This window comes from Streptomyces sp. 549 (genome assembly GCF_030124175.1).
Taxonomy (GTDB): domain Bacteria; phylum Actinomycetota; class Actinomycetes; order Streptomycetales; family Streptomycetaceae; genus Streptomyces.
The window spans coordinates 267,119-281,393 of record NZ_JASKMT010000002.1; the positions used below are offsets into that span (position 1 = coordinate 267,119).

The window sequence follows — 14,275 nt, forward strand, 5'->3', positions numbered from 1 at the left end:
CGCCGGGACCATGGACCCATGTCCGGTCCCTACTTGATCCGCGGCTCGGTCGCCCTGCCCGAGGCCGAGCTGAAATGGCGGTTCTCCCGCTCGTCCGGGCCGGGCGGCCAGCACGTCAACACCACCGACAGCCAGGTCGAGCTGCGCTTCGACCTGGCCGCCACCGACGCCCTGCCACCGGTGTGGAAGGAACGCGCGCTGGAACGCCTCGCCGCCCGGCTGGTCGACGGGGTCGTCACGGTCCGCGCCTCCGAGCACCGCTCGCAGTGGCGCAACCGCGAGACGGCCGCCGTGCGGCTCACCGCGCTGCTCGCCGAGGCGACGGCACCGCCCCCGCCGCCGCGCCGCGCCCGCCGCACCTCGCGCGGCGCGAAGGAGCGCCGCCTCCAGGCGAAGCGGCAGCGCAGCGACGTCAAACGGGGCCGATCCGGTCGCGGCTGGGACTGATCGGGCACCGCCGCAACCGGCCGCCACCCCCGCCTCGGCACGAGTGGACTAGACCTTTCACGGTTTCTCGGGCGAGACTGGGCCCGTGAACTACGTCATCGCCCTCGATGTGGGCGGCACCGGGATGAAGGCCGCCCTGGTCGGACCGGACAGCGAGCTGCTCCACGAGGCCCGCCGCCCGACCGGCCGCGAGCGCGGACCGGACGCGGTGACCGCCGCCGTCCTGGACTTCGCCGCCGACCTGCGCCGCGTCGGCACCGACCGGTTCGGCACCGCACCGGCCGCCGCCGGGGTCGCCGTGCCCGGCATCCTCGACGAGGCCGCCGGGATGGTCCACTACGCCGCCAACCTCGGCTGGCGGGACGTGCCGCTGCGCGCGCTGCTCGCCGAGCGCCTCGGCGGCGTGCCCGTCGCCCTGGGCCACGACGTGCGCACCGGCGGGCTCGCCGAGGGCCGCGTCGGCGCGGGCGCGGGCGTGGACCGGTTCCTGTTCGTGCCGCTGGGCACCGGCATCGCCGGCGCGATCGGCATCGACGGGCGCGTCGAGGCGGGCGCGCACGGCGGCGCGGGCGAGATCGGGCACATCGTGGTGCGCCCCGACGGGCCCGAGTGCGGCTGCGGGCAGCGCGGCTGCCTGGAGACCCTGGCGTCCGCGTCCGCGGTCGGCCGCGCCTGGGCCGCCGCCTGCGGCGACCCGGCGGCCACCGCCGCCGACGCCGCGCGGGCCGTCGCGGACGGCGACCCGCGGGCCGCCGCCGTCTGGCAGGACGCGGTGGACGCGCTCGCCGCCGGCCTCGTCATCGGCATCACCCTGCTGGACCCGCGGACGCTGATCATCGGCGGCGGCCTCGCGGAGGCCGGCGAGATCCTGTTCGCCCCGCTGCGGGAGACCGTCGCCAAGAAGGTCACCTTCCAGCGGCTGCCCACGATCGTCCCGGCGGCGCTCGGGGACGCCGCCGGCTGCCTGGGTGCGGGACTCCTCGCCCGGGACCTGCTATCAACGGAGGTCACGGACCTGTGAAGGCCAATCGTTGGGCGCTGACCGGCGCCTCGGTGGTGACGCCCGCAGGCGTCACCGAGAACGGCCGGGTGACCGTGGAGGGCACCCGGATCGCGGCCGTCGGCCCCCAGGACGGGCAGCCGGAACCGGGCTCGACGGACCTCACCGGGCACTGGATCGTGCCCGGCTTCGTGGACATGCACAACCACGGCGGCGGCGGTGCGTCCTTCAGCTCCGGCACCGCGGAGGACGTGCTCACCGGTGTGCGGACCCACCGCCGGCACGGCACCACCACCACGCTCGCCTCCACCGTCACCGGCGACCTCGACGTGCTCGCCCGGCAGGCCGGGCTGCTCGCCGAACTCGTCGAGCAGGGCGACCTGGCCGGCATCCACTTCGAGGGGCCGTTCATCTCGCCGTGCCGCAAGGGCGCGCACAGTGAGGGCCTGCTGCGCGACCCCGACCCGGCGGACGTCGCCAAACTGGTCGACGCCTGCCGCGGCACCGCCCGCATGGTCACGCTCGCCACCGAACTGCCCGGCGGCCTCGACTCGGTGCGCCTGCTCGCCGACCGGGGCGTGATCGCCGCCGTCGGCCACACCGACGCCACGTACCAGCAGACCCGGGACGCACTGGACGCCGGAGCGAGTGTCGCCACCCACCTGTTCAACGCCATGCCCGGCCTGGGCCACCGCGCGCCCGGCCCGATCGCGGCGCTGCTGGAGGACGAGCGGGTCACCGTCGAGCTGATCAACGACGGCACCCACCTGCACCCGGCCGTGCTGGAACTCGCCTTCGCCCGGGCGGGCGCCGACCGCGTGGCGTTCATCACCGACGCCATGGACGCGGCCGGCTTCGGCGACGGACGCTACCGCCTCGGGCCGCTGGACGTGGAGGTGGCCGACGGCGTCGCCCGCCTCGCCGACGGGACCATCGCCGGCTCCACGCTCACCCTGGACACCGCGCTGCGCCGCGCGGTGACCGTCGACCGCATCCCCGTGCAGGACGCCGTGCGCGCCCTGTCGGCGAACCCGGCCCGGCTGCTCGGCATCGACGACCGGGTCGGCTCGATCACCGCAGGCAAGGACGCCGACCTCGTCGTGCTGGACGAGGCGTGGACCGTCGCCGGGGTGCTGCGCAAGGGCGAGTGGATCGTGCAGCCGCAACTGGTCTGAGCCCGCACACGGGCGCCGGGACCCGTCCGGATCGGTGGCCGCACGGGACCTGTCCGGATCGGTGGCCGCACGGGTCTCGCGCCGGCCGGGGACGCGGTGGCATGATCGCTGGCGCGGCGGCCCGCCTGGACGGGCACCGCAGCCGCCCAACCCCTGGGGTCGCCATGCCGCTTGTCCGCACCGGTGAACTCATGGCCGGCGTCCGGGAGTCGGGGCGCGCGGTGTTCGCCTTCAACGTCGTCACGCTGGAGCACGCGGAGGCCGTGGCGGCCGGTGCGGAAGCCGCCCACCGGCCGGCGGTGCTCCAGATATCGCAGAACGCCGTCCGCTTCCACGGCGGTCGCCTCGCACCGCTCGCCGCCGCGGCCACCGCCGTCGCCCGCGCCGCCGCGGTGCCGCTGGCCCTGCACCTCGACCACGTCACCCGCACCGAACTGCTGCACGCCGCGCACCCGCAGGGGTTCAGCTCGGTCATGTTCGACGCGTCCGCGCTGCCCTACGGCGACAACGTGAAGGCCACCGCGGAGGCCGTGCGCTGGGGGCGGCAGCGCGGCATCTGGGTGGAGTCCGAACTGGGCCGCGTCGGCGGCAAGGACGGCGAACCGCCCGTGGACGCGCACACACCCGGCGCGCGCACCGACCCGGCCGAGGCGGCCCGCTTCGTCGAGGCCACCGGGGTCGACGCGCTGGCCGCCGCGGTCGGCAGCAGCCACGCGATGAGCGAACGCACCGCCGTGCTCGACACCGGCCTCATCCGGCGGCTGCACGGCGCGGTGCCGGTGCCGCTGGTGCTGCACGGCTCCTCCGGCGTGCCGGACGAGGGGCTCCGGGCGGCGGTCGCCGCGGGCATCTCCAAGGTGAACATCGGAACGGCGCTCAACGCCGCCTGCACGGCCGCCGTCCGCACCCACCTCGGTGAGCGGCCCGCGGCCGTCGACCCGCGCACCTACCTCGCCGCCGGCCGGCAGGCGATGGCCGACACGGTGGAGCACTTCCTCCGGCTGACCGCCGGCCCGCGCTGAGCGGGGGAGGGGTGCTCAGCGGGGACTCGCGCTGAGCGGGGGAGGGGGCGTCAGCCCATCTCGGCGAGCCAGACGCGGTCCACCGCGACGTCGCAGGCGTCGCCCTTGCCGCAGCTGATGCGGAAGACGTTGGTGCCCTCGTGGGTGTTGACCTCACCGTAGGTGTAGGTCCAGCCCTTGGCCCAGTCGCCGTCGCCGGCCTTGGCGAAGTTCTTGAAGTTGAGGTTCTGCGGCTGCTGGCCGTCGTTGACCCACAGCCCCATCTTGCTGTCCTTGCCGGGCACGCTGTAGCTCACGTACAGCCGGTACTTGCCGGCCTTGGGCACCTCGGTCGTCCAGGTCGCCGACGCGCCCTCCTGGCCGAAGCCGGCGATGTACGCGCCGTCCTTGGCCTTGGAGCCGGAGATGTCCTTGGAGACCTCGGGGCCGTTGTCCAGGCGCAGGCTGGAGGCGTCCTCGCTGGGCAGCTCGGAGGACTCGTCCGGCTTGTCCTTGCCGTCGCCCTCCTTCGGGGGCTCCGGCTCCTCCTGCGAACTGCTGCCGGCGTCCTGCTGGCCGGAGGTCGGCGCCGCGGAGGGGTCGGGCTTGTCGTCGTCGCCGCTGAAGGCCACGGCCGCGCCGACTCCGATGACCACGGCGGCCACCACCGCGAGCGCGCCGATCAGCAGGCCGTTGCGCCGATGCGGACCCTGTCCGCGTCCGCCGCGGGGCGGCGCCGGAGTGGCGGGACCGCCGGGGGTGCCGGTCTGCGCCTCGGGCGCGGCGTAGTACGGGCTGGGCGACTGGTGCACCGCCTGGGCCTGCTGCGGACCGTTGCGGCGTTCTCCGACCGCTCGGACCTGGTGGTACGAGGTACGGGGAACCCCGGGCTGCTGGGCCTGGGCTGGCGCGCCGTCGTTCGAGCGGTACAGGTAGCCGAACGGGTCGTCGCCGCCCTCCGGAGTGTTCGTACCGTTGCTTCCGGCGGTCATCCCCTGCTCTCCTCACACGGCAAATGGCTGACCGGCGCAGCCTACCCCGTTAGGGCGACAGGTCCGATTCGCTTGACCTCGTGTTCATCTCCGCCGGACTCAGCCGGCGCGGCGGTGGCCCTTGGACCGGGCCCGCTTCTCCACGTACATGCGCTGGTCAGCCGACTGCAGCACCTCTTCGGCCGACATGCCGCAGGCCGCCCAGCCGATGCCGAAACTCGCGCCCACCCGGACCGCCCGGCCGTCCACCCGGATCGGCGGGATGATCGCGTTCCGCAGCCGCACGGCGAGGTCGGCGGCGTCCGTGCGGCACAGGCCCGAGGCGAGCACCACGAACTCGTCGCCGCCCAGCCGGGCCACCGTGTCGTTGTCCCGCACCCCGGCTGCGAGCCGGCGCGCGACCTCGACCAGGACGGCGTCCCCGCAGTGGTGGCCGAACCGGTCGTTGATCGACTTGAAGCCGTCGAGGTCGCAGAAGAGCACCGCGAGGCCCTTGTCCTGCGGGTCGTCGGTGAGCGGCGAGGTCAGGTGCTCGTGGTGGTCGAAGCCGACGGGGGTCGTCACCAGGTCGTCGAAGCCGTCCATGCTGAAGGCGTGCACCGCGGGCTCCTCGGCCGGCGCGGGGCCCGGCCGGACGCACAGCCGGCCGCCGAGCCGGGACCGCAGCTCGGCGCTGTTGGGCAGGCCGGTGAGCTGGTCGTGGCTGGCGCGGTGGGCGAGCTGGAGTTCGTGGCGCTTGCGTTCCTCGATGTCCTCGACGTGAGTCAGCAGGAACCGCGGCCCGTCGGCGGTGTCCGCGACCACGGAGTTGCGCAGCGACACCCACAGGTAGGAGCCGTCGCGGCGGCTGAGCCGCAGCTCGGCCCGGCCGCCCTCGGCGGAGGTGCGCAGCAGCGTGCCGATGTCCTCGGGGTGCACCAGGTCGGAGAAGCTGTAGCGGCGCATCACCGACGCGGGCCGGCCCAGCAGGCGGCACAGCGCGTCGTTGGCCTTGATCAGCCGCCCGTGCTGGTCGCCGCCCATCTCGGCGATGGCCATGCCGCTCGGCGCGTACTCGAACGCCTGCCGGAAGCTCTCCTCGCTGGCCCGCAGCGCCTGCTGCTCGCGCTCCAGACGGACCAGCGCCCGCTGCATGTTGGACCGCAGGCGGGCGTTGCTGATGGCGATGGCGGCCTGGTAGGCGTACATCTGCAGGGCCTCGCAGCCCCAGGCGCCGGGCCGTCGGCCGTCGCGCGGCTTGTCGACGGATATGACTCCGAGCAGCTCGCCGTCGGAGGAGTACATCGGCGCGAACAGCCGGTCCATCGGGTGCCACTCGTCAGCGAAGCGCGGGGCGGGACCGGCGGTGTGCCACTGGGGCACGTCGTCGTCGTCCAGCACCCAGCCCTCGGTGTACGGGATGAACCGCAGCTCACCCCAGGCCTCGCCCATCGCCAGCCGGCGCTCCCAGGAGGCGCGGGACCCGACGCGGCCGTTCATCATCGCCTCGGCCCCGGCGCTGCCCGCGACCGCGGCGACGACCAGCTCGCCGTCGGATCGCGTGAGGTTGACGGCGGCCAGCTCGAAGCCGAGCCCGCTGACCACACCGTCCGCGACGGTCTGGAGGGTGTCGGCGAGGCTGCGTGCCGTGTTGAGCTGAGCGACGGACTGGTGGAGCTGGCGCAGCGTCGCGAGGTGGATGTACGGCTCAGAGTCGGTGTCCATCGCCCTCCCCCCGTGTGGCTCGCATCCTCCGAATGCCACTCGTCCGTGTGTCCCGGCCACTGAATCACAGCGAGCTGTGCACCCGGTACACAGGGTCAACAATTAGTCCCATCTGTGACTCAAGTCACAGCAGAGCGTAGGCGGTTGATCGCTCCGGGTGGGAACGCTCCCGCGAATGGGCAAATTTCCCGCACATATGTCGTCGGCAACGCCACGGAGTGGCCGGACACGGTCATGACGGGTAGGGCGGAGTGCCGTGCGCCCGTCCTGCTCCGTCCGACCTAGGCCGGACTACCGACCGTACGACGGCCCGGCTGGTACCGCCGCCCGATGCGCCCACCGTGATCGTCCGGTTAGCGTTTCTTGTGTGTACCCGACAGCACCGCACTCCGCCGCCCCCGTGTCCGACGCCTCCGCCGCGCCCGCGGGGCCCTCGCTCCCGCATGCTGAAGGGGTGGACGAGGAACGGTTCCGGGCGGCGATGGCCCGGCTTGCAGCGGGCGTGGTCCTGGTGACGGCGTTCGACGAGGACGACGGCCCGCGCGGCGAGGACGTGGGCATGACCGCCACGGCCTTCCTGTCGGTCTCGCTGGAGCCGCCGCTGGTGCTGCTCAGCGTCCGGACCGGGTCGCGCATGGACGAGGTGCTGGAGGGCCAGCCGCTGTGGGCCGCCTCGCTGCTGGCCGAGAACCAGCGGCAGACGGCCGGGCGCTTCTCGATGAAGGGCCGGCTCAGCGACCGGCTGCTGTTCAAGGAGATTCCCCACACACGAGGGGAGATCACCGGGGCCGCCCTGCCGGACGGCGCGCTCGCCCAGCTGGAGTGCCGCACCGAGCAGCGGGTGCCGGCCGGCGACCACACCCTGCTGGTCGCCCGTGTGCTCAGCACCGCCCTGCCGGCCGCCGAGGGCGGGCCGCTGGCCTACTACCGCGGCAAATACCACAGCCTGCGCTGACCGGTACCGAGGAGTCGACCGGTACCGAGGAGTCGACCGGTGCCGAGGAGTCGACCGGTGCCGAGGAGTCGACCGGTACCGAGGAGTCGACCGGTACCGAGGAGCCGCCGCCCCCGCCTTGGCGGTCGCGACGGTCGGGCGGGGGCGGCGGCTCCGGTCAGGCGTCCAGGACGACGCTGCGTGTGAGGCAGCGCGGGGCGTCCGGGTCGAGGCCGTGCGCCTCCGCGACGGCGACGGCCAGCCGCTGGGCCCGCACCAGCTCCGCCAACGGGTCGAGGCCGCTGGACACCAGCACACCGCCGGTCCGCTCCACGTCGGCGGACAGCCCGGCGGGCACCGGGCCGAACGCCCAGGCCACCCGTCCCGGACCGGTCACCGAGATCGGGCCGTGCCGGTACTCCATCGCCGGATACGCCTCGGTCCAGGCGCCGGCCGCCTCCCGCATCTTCAGGCCCGCCTCCAGCGCCAGGCCGTAGGCCCAGCCGGTGCCCAGGAACGTCCACTGCTCGGCGTCGAGCACCACGTCCGGCAGCGGCTCGGCGAGTGCGGTGCGGGCGTCCGCGACCGCGTCCGCGACGGGTGCGACGCCGTCCGGCAGCGGGCCGTGCGCAGCCAGGGCCGCGCGCAGCAGCACCAGGGCGGTGGTGGCGAACCGGGTCTGCACCACCGACTCCTCGTCGGCCCAGTCCAGTACCACCGTCCGGTCGGCGGCCTCCCGTACGGCCGTGTGCGGGTCGGCCGTCAGCGCCACCGTCGCCTGGCGCCCCCGCAGACCGCCCAGCAGGTCCAGCACCTCGGTGGTGGTGCCGGACCGGGTGATCGCCACCACCCGGTCGTAGCGCCGTCCGGCGGGGAACTCCGAGGCGGCGAAGGCGTCCGTCTCCCCCTGCCCGGCGGCCTCCCGCAGCGCGGCGTAGGACTGCGCCATGAACCAGGACGTGCCGCAGCCGGTCACCGCGACCCGTTCCCCCGGCTGCGGCAGCAGCCCGGCGGCACCGGACGCCGCGTCGGCGGCGCGCAGCCAGCAGTCCGGCTGGGTGGCGATCTCGGCAGCGGTCCGGGACGGACCGTCGGCGCTGCGGGGTGGGTCGTCGGTCGGGGAGGTCTCGGGGGTCATGCGGCGGCTCCAGGGGAGTGCGGGCGGGCCGGAGAGGGGACGGAGTGGGCCGGGTACGGCATTTCCGGGCGAAGGTGATCAAGTGGGTTCTAGCGCGCCGGAACGGGCTCAAGGGGATGCAGGCGGGGTGAACGAGGGGTGGGTGCGGTGAAGTGGCGCGGTGGTGCCGGGGAGTGGGCCGGGAGGGCGAGTCGGAGAGTGCTGAACAGACCGTGCCGGACGGGTGATTGGTGCGGACCATGCGCGGATCACACCTGTGGATATCAGCTCTGACCTGGGAAGCGGAAGGCCGTTGCGGAAGCGAGACCCAGGGTGGTGTAGACCTGATGAAGTCCGGAATGGAGACTCATGCTTCACGTGCGCACCACAGTCACGTGAACACGCCGCCTCGAACAGCGGGGCGAACGGGTAGGAACAGCGCAAAGGGGAAGTGCCAGTGGATCGGCGTCGGTTCTTGGGACTGGCAGCAACCGGAATAGCCAGCGCGGTCGGGCTCTCGGCCACGGCCTGCGGTGGCGGCGACTCCGGCGGCGGCGACGTCAGGCTGAAACTGGTCGCGGCCGACTACGGCTCCCCGGGGGGGCACGACAGCTCCAAGAAGTACTGGGACGCGCTCGCGACCGAGTTCCAGAAGAAGAACCCCGGCATCACCGTCGACGTCTCCGTGCTCAGCTGGAACGACGTCGACAAGCAGGTCGCCGACATGGTGAAGGCGGGCGAGGCCCCCGACATCGCCCAGATCGGCGCGTACGCCGACTACGCGGCCGGCGGCAAGCTCTACAGCGCCTCCGAACTGCTCTCCATACCCGTGCAGGCCGACTTCGTGCCCGCACTCGCCCAGGCCGGCGAACTGCGCCGCACCCAGTACGGGTTGCCGTTCGTCTCCAGCACCCGCGTCTTCATCTACAACAAGTCCCTCTTCACTGCCGCCGGGCTCGACCCCGACGAGCCGCCGAAGAGCTGGGCCGAGCTGAAGCAGGCCGCCACCGCGCTCAAGACCGCCGGCGTGAAGATCCCCTACGGCCTGCCGCTCGGACCCGAGGAAGCCCCCGCCGAGACCATGCTGTGGATGTTCGGCGGCGGAGGCGGCTACACCAACAACGTCGGCGGCTACACCATCGACTCCCCGGAGAACATCAAGACGTTCACCTGGCTGCGGGACGAACTCGTCGGCGCGGAACTGACCGGCCCCGGCTCCCCGGGACGCACCGACCGCCAGGACGTCTTCGACGCGTTCGCCCGCGGCGAGGTCGGCATGCTCAACGGCCACCCGACGCTGCTCCAGCAGGCCGACCGCAACAAGGTCTCGTACGGCACGGCCAAGCTGCCGGGCCGCGACGGGGAGGCGGGCTCCACGATGGGCGTCGCCGACTGGATCATGGGCTTCAAGCAGAACGGGCACCGGGCCGAGATCGGCAGGTTCCTCGACTTCGTGTTCAGCCTGGACCAGCACTACGCCTTCACCGACCAGTACGACCTGCTGCCGGTGACCACCTCCGCCATCGACCGGATGAGCTCGGAGAAGAAGCACAAGAAGCTGTGGCCGTTCCTCGACCAGCTGCCCATCGCCGAGTTCTACCCCGTCGGCAAGATCTCCTGGGCGGGCACCAGCCAGACCATCAAGGAGTCCATCGGCAAGGCCGTCGCCGGCGACGGCAACCCCGAGGCGGTGCTCGGCTCGCTCCAGCGCAAGGCCGAGGCCGACGAGGCCGCCGCCGCAGCCCAGCCCTGACACCCGCCGTTCCCCGGCCACCGCTCCCGGCCACCGCTCGCCCCTGCCCGCCGCCCGGCGGCCGGTCGGAGGTGGGCGGCTGGTCGGAGGTGGGAGGCCGGCCGGGGGCGGGCGGCCTGTCGCAGGCCGTCGGTACGCTGGCACGGTGACCCCGCCCGACGCCCCGCCGGCGCAGCCGGCACCCGACCACCGGGCCGGCGGACCCGGCGCGCTCAACGCCCGGGACCGGGCCGTGCTGGCGGTGGAGCGGCGCGGCTGGCCCGGTCCCGGCGCCAAGGAACGCGCCATCCGCGAGCAGCTCGACATCTCCCCGACCCGCTACTACCAGTTGCTGAACGCGCTGCTCGACGACGCCCGCGCGCTCGCCCACGACCCGGTCACCGTGAACCGGCTGCGGCGGCTCCGGGACGCCCAGCGCGAACGCCGCTGAGGCCGGCACCCGGCCCGGTAGGGTCGCCGGTATGGACAGTGCGCTTCCGGCTCCCACCACCGACGCGGGCCGTGCCGGGCTCGCCGCCCTCCGGGCCGACCCCGCGGAATCCGTCGTCGCGCTCGACTTCGACGGCACTCTCGCGCCCATCGTCGCCGACCCCGCCGCCGCCCGTGCCCACCCCGACGTCCTCCCGGCGCTGACCCGCCTGGCGCCGCGGCTGCGCGCGGTGGCCATCGTCACCGGCCGCCCGGCCGAACTCGCCGTCGCCTACGCCGGGCTGGCCGACGTGCCGGGCTTGGAACGGCTCACCGTGCTCGGCGCGTACGGCGCCGAACGCTGGGACGCCGCCACCGGCGAGACGCGACTGCCGCCGCCCGACCCGGGCGTGGCCGCGGTCCGCGCCGAACTGCCCGCCGTGCTCGACCGGTCGGGCGCGCCCGAGGGCACCTGGGTCGAGGACAAGGGCCGGGCGCTCGCCGTGCACACCCGGCGCACCGCCGACCCGGCCGCCGCCTTCGCGCTGCTCACCGAGCCGCTGCGCGACCTGGCCGAGCGGCACGGCCTGACCGTCGAACCCGGGCGCCAGGTAATCGAGTTGCGTCCGCCCGGCATGGACAAGGGCATGGCCCTGGAGGCGTTCCTCGCCGAGAAGAAGGCCGGGCCGGTGCTCTACGCGGGCGACGACCTCGGGGACCTGGCCGCCTTCGCCGCGGTGGAGAAGCGGCGTGGCGAGGGGCAGCCCGGCCTGCTGGTGTGCAGCGGCAGCACGGTCGCCGGGGAGCAGGTCACCGCGCTCGCCGAGCGCGCCGACCTCGTCGTGCCCGGCCCGGCGGGCGTCGCCGCCCTGCTGTCCGGCCTTCTCTCGGACGTCTGACCGGCCCCGGCGGTGTGCGTGGTCCTCGGCCGGGGCCGTCGGAGACTCGGTCAGCACGACGTCTCCCCTCCCACCGGATCACGCGGCGGGCCCGGGCCCGTGGTCCTGTGCTCGGACTCCAGGGGGCGTCCCGCCGTCGCCACCGTGCGGGGGCGGCGGTCGCCGCGTCCACAGGTCCCGGGGACTCTGGGCGGACCTCGGACGACCGGCCCCGTGAACTGCGGGGACGGCGCGCTGCGAACGGGAGCGCTGGGACGGTTGGGACGGCGGGAGCGGGCTGCCGGGAGGCGGCGCGGGGGCCGCCGGAGGACGGCGCGCGGGCGGTCCGGGGGACGGGCTCAGGACTCCAGGGCGTGGAGCTGGTCGAGGAACCAGCGGCTCGGGGGGAGCGCGGTGGCCGCGGCGGCGAGCCGCTTGGTGGTCTCGGCGCGCTCGTGGCCGTCCATCAGCAGCGCCTCGTGCAGGGCGCGGGCGGTGTCGGCGATGTCGTACGGGTTGACCGTCAGCGCGTGCTCGCCCAGCTCCGCGTGCGCGCCCGCCTCGCGGGACAGCACCAGGGCGCAGCCGTTGTCGGAGACGACCGGCACCTCCTTGGCGACCAGGTTCATGCCGTCCCTGATGGGGTTGACCAGTGCCACGTCGGCGAGCCGGTAGGCGGCCAGCGAGCGGGCGAAGTCGTCCTTGACGTGCAGCACGACGGGAGTCCAGCCGGGCGTGCCGTAGGTCTTGTTGATCTCCTCGGCGACCCGGGACACCTCGGCGGTGTAGTCGCGGTAGACCGCGAGGTCCTGCCGGGAGGGGTAGGCGAAGGCGACGTGCACGACCCGCTCGCGCCACTCTGGGTGGTCGTCCAGCAGACGGCGGAAGGCGTGCATGCCGCGCACGATGTTCTTGGACAGCTCGGTGCGGTCCACCCGCACGATCGCCTTGCGGTCGCTGCCGCCGATCTGCCCGCGCAGCGTGACCAGGCGCTCCTCGACGTCGTCGCGGTGGGAGCGCTCGCGCAGGAAGTCGGCGTCCGCGCCGAGGCCGTGCACGCCGATGCGGGTGGTGCGGCCGTCGAGCGAGACGAGCAGTTCTCCGTCGGCGGAGAGCACCGAGGCGCCCAGCAGGTCGGCGCAGCAGGCGGTGAACGCCTCCGCCCAGCGCCAGGTGAGGAACGCGGCCCGGTCCGCGCCGAGCACGCCGCGCAGTACGGCGGCGGCGACGTCGTCGGGCAGCAGCCGGAAGTAGTCCGGCGGCGCCCACGGCGTGTGCGAGAAGTGCCCGATGCGCAGGTCGGGGCGGCGTTCGCGGAGCAGGCCGGGGACCAGCGTCAGGTGGTAGTCCTGCACCAGGACGGTGGCGCCTTCCGCGGCGTCCTCGGCGAGCGCGTCGGCGAAGGCGGTGTTGTAGGCCTCGTAGGAGGCCCACTGCGCCTCGAAGCCGGTGTCGAAGACCGGCTCCAGCGGCGTCTGGTAGAGCAGGTGGTGCACGAACCACAGCACGGAGTTGGCGACGCCGTTGTAGGCGTCGGCGAACACGTCCGGGTCGATGTCCAGCATGCGCACCCGCTGGTCGCCCGTCTCCGACGCGGGCAGCCGGCCCGCGTCGCGGCGGGCGGCGGCGCGGTCGCCGTCGGTGAGGGCGGCGCACACCCACAGCGCGCCGGCGTCCGGGCCGATCGCGGACAGGCCCGAGACCAGGCCGCCGCCGCCGCGCTTCGCACTCAGGGAGCCGTCCTCGCCCACCGCGTAGGAGAGGGGGCCGCGGTTGGAGGCGACGAGGATCCGGGGCGCAGTGACCATGCGGCGAGCGTATCCGCTGAGGCCCCCGCTCAAACTGCCGTGCGGTTTGAGGTGGGTCACTCGGCCGGTTCGCAGCCCGTCACCCGACGGCCCGGGTCACGCCGCGCGACGGGCGTGGTACTCGGGCACGCCGCGCATCGGTGGGCGCTCCTCGGTGGCGACGCGGTGCGTGCTCGGGTCGAAGCCGCCGCCGGGGGACCGGTCGAACTGGGTCAGCTCGGCCCGGGTCAGCGGCGCTCCGGACAGCCGGGACTGGGCGGTGCGGTAGATGGTGGCGGCCATCCGGCCCAGTGCCAGGCCGTCCTGGTGCCGGTGGCGCCGGACGCCTACGTCGACCTGGCCGAGCGCGTCCAGCCCGACGGCGTCCAGCGCGTCGATGAGCAGGCCCAGCTCCACGCCGTAGCCGACCGGGAACGGCAGGCTCTCCAGCAGCGAGCGGCGGGCCGCGTACTCGCCGCCGAGCGGCTGCACGAACCCCGCCAGGCGCGGCCAGTGCAGGTTGATCAGCGGCCGGGCCACCAGTTCCGTCACCCGTCCGCCGCCCGCAGGGCTGTCGCCGAGCGGGCGGTCGTACATCGCCTTCACCAGGTGCAGGGCCGGGTCGGTGAGCAGCGGGCCGACGATGCCGGAGACGAAACGGGACTGGAAGCCGCGCAGGTCGGCGTCGACGAAGCAGACGATCTCGCCGCTGGTGGCCAGCAGCGAGCGCCACAGCACCTCGCCCTTGCCCGGCAGCGCCGGCAGCCGGGGCAGCAGCGCGTCGCGGTGCACGACGGTGGCGCCGGCCGCCGCGGCGGCCTGGGCGGTACGGTCGGTGGAGCCGGAGTCGACGACGACCAGTTCGTCGACGAGCGGCACGGCGCCGGTCATCAGCTCCTCGCGGATGACCGAGACGATGGCGCCGACCGTCGCCTCCTCGTTGAGCGCGGGCAGCACGACGCTGACGCTGCCCAGCGGCCCGGCGGCGCGTTTGGCGGCGAGCAGCTGCGGCAGTGTCCGGTCGGCGGCGTGCCACGAGCGGCGCCGCAGCCAGGAGTCGACCTCGTCCAGCACGTCTG

Annotated in this window: 13 protein-coding genes; 8 read left to right on the top strand and 5 right to left on the bottom strand. The window is 74.3% G+C overall.

Going from position 1 to position 14,275, the window contains the following annotated elements; translation table 11 throughout:
* Window positions 1-18 precede the first annotated feature (18 nt).
* The 4 genes from arfB to QNO07_RS03305 all read left to right on the top strand — a co-directional run bounded on the left by arfB (window position 19) and on the right by QNO07_RS03305 (window position 3,644).
* On the top strand, window positions 19-447 hold the full coding sequence (gene arfB / locus QNO07_RS03290; RefSeq protein WP_283989857.1) for an alternative ribosome rescue aminoacyl-tRNA hydrolase ArfB: 429 nt from the start codon (window positions 19-21) through the stop codon (window positions 445-447).
* Between the two features lie 85 nt (window positions 448-532).
* Window positions 533-1,468: an ROK family protein gene (locus tag QNO07_RS03295; RefSeq protein ID WP_283989858.1), complete on the top strand. Its 936-nt coding sequence runs from the start codon at window positions 533-535 to the stop codon at window positions 1,466-1,468.
* Window positions 1,465-2,622 carry an N-acetylglucosamine-6-phosphate deacetylase gene (gene nagA, locus QNO07_RS03300; RefSeq protein WP_283989859.1) on the top strand — a complete coding sequence of 386 codons (1,158 nt, stop codon included), beginning with the start codon at window positions 1,465-1,467 and terminating at the stop codon, window positions 2,620-2,622. The genes QNO07_RS03295 and nagA overlap by 4 nt, the downstream gene beginning before the upstream one ends.
* A 164-nt stretch (window positions 2,623-2,786) precedes the next feature.
* Complete coding sequence (locus QNO07_RS03305) at window positions 2,787-3,644, top strand: class II fructose-bisphosphate aldolase (protein ID WP_283990062.1); 858 nt, start codon at window positions 2,787-2,789, stop codon at window positions 3,642-3,644.
* 50 nt (window positions 3,645-3,694) lie between these two features.
* Here the strand turns inward: QNO07_RS03305 and QNO07_RS03310 are convergent, their stop codons facing one another.
* Together QNO07_RS03310 and cdgB are read right to left on the bottom strand one after the other, a co-directional pair.
* Complete coding sequence (locus QNO07_RS03310; protein ID WP_283989860.1) at window positions 3,695-4,615, bottom strand: carbohydrate-binding protein; 921 nt, start codon at window positions 4,613-4,615, stop codon at window positions 3,695-3,697.
* A 99-nt stretch (window positions 4,616-4,714) separates the two neighbouring features.
* Window positions 4,715-6,319, bottom strand: coding sequence for a diguanylate cyclase CdgB (gene cdgB, locus QNO07_RS03315; protein WP_283989861.1), 1,605 nt, complete (start codon window positions 6,317-6,319; stop codon window positions 4,715-4,717).
* A 400-nt stretch (window positions 6,320-6,719) separates the two neighbouring features.
* Here cdgB and QNO07_RS03320 point away from each other — a divergent pair, with 400 nt between their 5' ends.
* Entirely contained in the window at window positions 6,720-7,274 is a 555-nt protein-coding gene (locus QNO07_RS03320; RefSeq protein WP_283990063.1) for a flavin reductase family protein, read from the top strand.
* Window positions 7,275-7,431: 157 nt separating this feature from the next.
* Here QNO07_RS03320 and QNO07_RS03325 read toward each other — a convergent pair whose 3' ends face one another.
* The gene (locus QNO07_RS03325) at window positions 7,432-8,391 is read right to left on the bottom strand and encodes an SIS domain-containing protein (RefSeq protein ID WP_283989863.1); all 960 of its coding nucleotides are present in this window, start codon (window positions 8,389-8,391) and stop codon (window positions 7,432-7,434) included.
* Between the two features lie 436 nt (window positions 8,392-8,827).
* On the opposite strand from QNO07_RS03325, the gene QNO07_RS03330 reads away from it, so the two are divergent.
* The 3 genes from QNO07_RS03330 (at window position 8,828) to otsB (ending at window position 11,430) form a co-directional block, all read left to right on the top strand.
* Window positions 8,828-10,123: an extracellular solute-binding protein gene (locus QNO07_RS03330; RefSeq protein WP_502961764.1), complete on the top strand. Its 1,296-nt coding sequence runs from the start codon at window positions 8,828-8,830 to the stop codon at window positions 10,121-10,123.
* Between the two features lie 145 nt (window positions 10,124-10,268).
* Window positions 10,269-10,553, top strand: coding sequence for a DUF3263 domain-containing protein (locus tag QNO07_RS03335; protein ID WP_283989865.1), 285 nt, complete (start codon window positions 10,269-10,271; stop codon window positions 10,551-10,553).
* 31 nt (window positions 10,554-10,584) lie between these two features.
* On the top strand, window positions 10,585-11,430 hold the full coding sequence (gene otsB / locus QNO07_RS03340; protein WP_283989866.1) for a trehalose-phosphatase: 846 nt from the start codon (window positions 10,585-10,587) through the stop codon (window positions 11,428-11,430).
* Window positions 11,431-11,768: 338 nt separating this feature from the next.
* Here otsB and QNO07_RS03345 read toward each other — a convergent pair whose 3' ends face one another.
* Together QNO07_RS03345 and QNO07_RS03350 are read right to left on the bottom strand one after the other, a co-directional pair.
* Window positions 11,769-13,217: an alpha,alpha-trehalose-phosphate synthase (UDP-forming) gene (locus tag QNO07_RS03345; protein ID WP_283989867.1), complete on the bottom strand. Its 1,449-nt coding sequence runs from the start codon at window positions 13,215-13,217 to the stop codon at window positions 11,769-11,771.
* Window positions 13,218-13,313: 96 nt separating this feature from the next.
* Window positions 13,314-14,270, bottom strand: coding sequence for a glucosyl-3-phosphoglycerate synthase (locus QNO07_RS03350; RefSeq protein ID WP_283989868.1), 957 nt, complete (start codon window positions 14,268-14,270; stop codon window positions 13,314-13,316).
* Between the last annotated feature and the right edge of the window lie 5 nt (window positions 14,271-14,275).

Bases quoted from the DNA above. Each gene is read 5' to 3' on its own strand.
- QNO07_RS03345 (WP_283989867.1), bottom strand. From the start codon at position 13,217: ATGGTCACTGCGCCCCGGATCCTCGTCGCCTCCAACCGCGGCCCCCTC.
- arfB (WP_283989857.1), top strand. From the start codon at position 19: ATGTCCGGTCCCTACTTGATCCGCGGCTCGGTCGCCCTGCCCGAGGCC.
- QNO07_RS03310 (WP_283989860.1), bottom strand. From the start codon at position 4,615: ATGACCGCCGGAAGCAACGGTACGAACACTCCGGAGGGCGGCGACGAC.
- QNO07_RS03305 (WP_283990062.1), top strand. From the start codon at position 2,787: ATGCCGCTTGTCCGCACCGGTGAACTCATGGCCGGCGTCCGGGAGTCG.
- QNO07_RS03325 (WP_283989863.1), bottom strand. From the start codon at position 8,391: ATGACCCCCGAGACCTCCCCGACCGACGACCCACCCCGCAGCGCCGAC.
- otsB (WP_283989866.1), top strand. From the start codon at position 10,585: ATGGACAGTGCGCTTCCGGCTCCCACCACCGACGCGGGCCGTGCCGGG.
- cdgB (WP_283989861.1), bottom strand. From the start codon at position 6,319: ATGGACACCGACTCTGAGCCGTACATCCACCTCGCGACGCTGCGCCAG.